Origin of the sequence: Streptomyces sp. NPDC001714 (genome assembly GCF_042892755.1) — a bacterium.
Classification (GTDB): Bacteria; Actinomycetota; Actinomycetes; order Streptomycetales; family Streptomycetaceae; genus Streptomyces.
On record NZ_JBIAUL010000063.1, the window covers coordinates 1 to 3505 of the forward strand.

At 72.4% G+C, this 3505-nt stretch carries 4 protein-coding genes; all 4 read left to right on the top strand.

The window, feature by feature from the left end; translation table 11 throughout:
• Positions 1–11 precede the first annotated feature (11 nt).
• From ACFY0P_RS52025 to ACFY0P_RS52040, 4 genes are read left to right on the top strand one after another with little or no spacing between them, the layout of a single operon-like run.
• Positions 12–617, top strand: coding sequence for a bifunctional 4-hydroxy-2-oxoglutarate aldolase/2-dehydro-3-deoxy-phosphogluconate aldolase (locus ACFY0P_RS52025; RefSeq protein ID WP_388929514.1), 606 nt, complete (start codon positions 12–14; stop codon positions 615–617).
• Positions 614–1651, top strand: a complete 1038-nt coding sequence (locus tag ACFY0P_RS52030; RefSeq protein ID WP_388929511.1) for a sugar kinase — start codon at positions 614–616, stop codon at positions 1649–1651. Before ACFY0P_RS52025 ends, ACFY0P_RS52030 begins: the two co-directional genes overlap by 4 nt.
• A gap of 35 nt (positions 1652–1686) precedes the next feature.
• A complete protein-coding gene (locus tag ACFY0P_RS52035; protein ID WP_388929512.1) occupies positions 1687–2700 on the top strand; it encodes an aldo/keto reductase in 1014 nt (337 codons plus the stop codon).
• Positions 2691–3413 carry a FadR/GntR family transcriptional regulator gene (locus tag ACFY0P_RS52040; RefSeq protein ID WP_388929513.1) on the top strand — a complete coding sequence of 241 codons (723 nt, stop codon included), beginning with the start codon at positions 2691–2693 and terminating at the stop codon, positions 3411–3413. The genes ACFY0P_RS52035 and ACFY0P_RS52040 overlap by 10 nt, the downstream gene beginning before the upstream one ends.
• Positions 3414–3505: the final 92 nt, after the last annotated feature.

Below are 3505 nucleotides of genomic sequence, written 5' to 3' on the forward strand. Positions count from 1 at the left end.
CGGCCACCGTACTGGCCGGCTCCCGCCTCCTGCCGGTACTGACCGTGCCGGACACCGCGACCGCCGCCCCGCTGGCCGAGGCGCTCGCAGCGGGCGGCGCCCGCTGCGCCGAAGTCACCCTCCGCACCCCCGGCGCCGAGCAGGTACTCAAAACTATGGCCGCCCACGGCGGCCTGGCCGTCGGTGCGGGCACGGTCCTCACGCCCGAGCAGGCGGAACGTGCCGTGGCGGCCGGGGCCCGCTTCGTGGTCTCGCCCGGCTTCGACGAGGAGGTCGTCGCCAAGTGCCGGGAGCTGGGGATCCCGGTCGTGCCGGGCATCGCCACCGCCACCGAGCTGATGCGCGCCCTCAAGGCGGGCCTCGACACCGTCAAGTTCTTCCCCGCCGAGCCGCTCGGCGGCCTACGGGCGCTGCGGGCGCTCGCAGCGCCCTTCCCCGGGACGCGCTTCGTGCCGACCGGCGGGATCGACGCCTCCCGCCTGGCCGCCTACCTCGCCGACCCGGCGGTCCTCGCCGTCGGCGGCAGCTGGATGGCCACCGCCGCCCACCTGGAGCGGGGCGACTACCAGGAGATCCGCCGACTGACCGCCGAGGCGGTGGAGAGGAGCATGACGTGATCGACGTGGTGGCCCTGGGTGAGGTGATGCTGCGCTTCGACCCGGGCGAGGGACGCATCCGCACCGCCCGCACCTTCCAGGTCTGGGAGGGCGGCGGCGAGTACAACGTCGTCCGTGGGCTGCGGCGCTGCTTCGGCCTGCGGACGGCCGTCGTGACCGCGCTCGCCGACAACGCGGTGGGCCGGCTCGTCGAGGACCTGATCCTCCAGGGCGGCGTAGACGCCTCGTTGATCCGCTGGGTGCCGGACGACGGCATCGGCCGCACCGCCCGCAACGGCCTCAACTTCGTCGAACGCGGCTACGGCATCCGCGGCGCGCTGGGCGTCAGCGACCGTGCCCACACCGCTGTCTCCCAGCTGCGCAAGGGCGACGTGGACTGGGACGCGGTCTTCTCGGCAGGCGTGCGCTGGTTCCACACCGGCGGCATCTTCGCCGGTCTGTCCGACACCACGGTGGACGTCGCCGACGAGGCCATGGCCGCGGCCCGCCGCCACGGCGTCACCATCTCCTACGACCCCAACTACCGCCCCAGCCTCTGGGCCGGCCGGGGCGGCGCCGACGCCGCCCGCGAGGCCGACCTGCGGCTCGCCCGGCACGCCGACGTCATCGTGGGCGCACTGGGCCTGGCCGGGAGGTACCCCGGACAGACGCGCATCGGGGACGACGAAGTGGCGGACGCCCTCGCCGTGGTGGCCGGTCTGCTCCCCGACGTACAGGTGCTGGCGACGACCCTGCGCGGCGTACCGTCGGCCGGCGTCAACGACTGGTCCTCGGCCGCCTGGTCCGCCGAAACCGGCTGCATCACCGGCCCCCGGATGCCCGGCCTGCAGGTCCTGGACCGCATCGGCTCCGGCGACGCCTTCGCCGCCGGCCTGATCCACGGACTTCTCAACGATGCCGGCCTGGAGCGCGCCCTGGCCTACGGCACCGCCCACGGCGCGCTCGCGATGACCACGCCCGGAGACGTCTCCATGGCCTCGCTCGCCGAGGTCGAGGCGCTCATCGCGGGCGGGTCGGCCCACGTCAGACGCTGACCACGCCCGCACCGCCCGTATCCCAGGAGCACGACTTGCACCAGCGGAACATCCAGAACACGTCCGTCGCACTCACCGGGCTCGGCTTCGGGGCCTCCGTGATCGGCAACCTCTACCGCGTCACCCCGGTCGACGAAGCGACCGCCGCGATCGACGCCGCCTGGGACGCCGGCATCCGCTACTTCGACACCGCACCGCACTACGGCCTCGGCCTCTCCGAACGCCGTCTGGGCACCGCTCTGCGAGACCGTCCGCGCGACGAGTACGTCATCTCCTCCAAGGTCGGCAGGCTGCTGGTGCCCAACGAGGAGCCACGCGGCGTCGACACCGAGGGCTTCGTCGTACGGGACGACCTGCGCCGCCAGTGGGACTTCAGCCGCGACGGCGTCCTGCGCTCCATCGAGGACACGCTGCAGCGCACCGGCCTGGACCGGCTGGACATGGTCTACCTGCACGATCCGGACGACCACTGGCGGCAGGCGGCGGAGGAGGCCATGCCCACGCTCGCGGAGTTGCGCGACCAGGGTGTGATCGGCGCGATCGGCGCGGGCATGAACCAGTCGGCGATGCTCGCCCGCTTCCTGCGCGAGACCGCAGCCGACGTGGTGATGCTCGCCGGGCGGTACACACTCCTGGACCAGTCGGCGCTGGACGACGTCCTGCCCGCCGCGCGGGACCTCGGCAAGAGCGTGGTGGCGGTGGGCGTGTTCAACTCGGGACTGCTCTCCCGTGACCGGCCCGCCGAGGGCATGAAGTACGACTACCAGGACGCCCCGCCGGCTCTGGTCGCCCGTGCCCGGGCGATCGCCGAGGTCTGCGCGGAACACGGGACCAGCCTGCCCGCCGCCGCGATCGCCTTCCCGTACACCCACCCCAGTATCATCAACGTCACCCTCGGCATGCGGACTCCGCAGCAGGTCGGACGCAACGTGGAACTCCATGATCAGCACGTCCCGGACGGCCTCTGGGACGATCTGAGCGCGCAGGGGCTGATCAGGGCGGACGTGCTCACGGGGCACGGTGGAGGGAGGGATGTGCGGTGTCTCTGACGGACAAGGCCATCGATCAGATCCGTGAGCTCATTCGGACCGGTGCCCTCCCTCCGGGCTCGAAGCTCCCACCGGAGCCGGACCTGGCCGCGCAGCTGGGCCTGTCCCGGAACCTCGCCCGCGAGGCGGTCAAGGCGCTGGCCGTGGCGCGCGTCCTGGAGGTCAGGCGCGGCGACGGCACGTATGTGACCAGCCTCCAGCCGAGCCTGCTCCTGGAGGGGCTCGGCGGTGCGGTGGAACTGCTGCAGGGCGACTCTGTCGCCCTGCAGGACCTCATGGAGGTACGGCGGCTCCTCGAACCCATGGCCACGGCCCTTGCCGCCACGCGGATCTCTGATGAGCAACTGGCTGAGGTGAAGCAGCACCTGGACGCCATGCGCGAGGCCCGCGACGACGTCGAGCGGCTCAACGCCCACGACGCCGCCTTCCACCGCGCCGTCGTCTCGGCCACAGGCAACGAGACTCTCCTCACCCTCCTGGAAGGGATCTCCGGCCGCACCCTGCGCGCCCGCATCTGGCGCGGTCTGGTAGACGACAAGGCCGCGGGCCGCACCCTCAGCGAGCACGAGGCCATCTTCAACGCCCTGTCCACCCGTGACGCCACCCTCAGCCAGGCTGCGGCACTGCTGCATGTGAGCAACACCGAGCAGTGGCTGAGGGCGCACCTGCGCTCGGGCGAACCGCTCCCCTTCGGGACGACAGCGGGGAGGTGACGGGCGGGTACAGCCTGCCCGTGCCTGGGGTCATCCGGCGGTCGGAGTGGTCCACTTCTGGTTGGAGCCGCCGTTGTAGGCCTGCCGGAGCT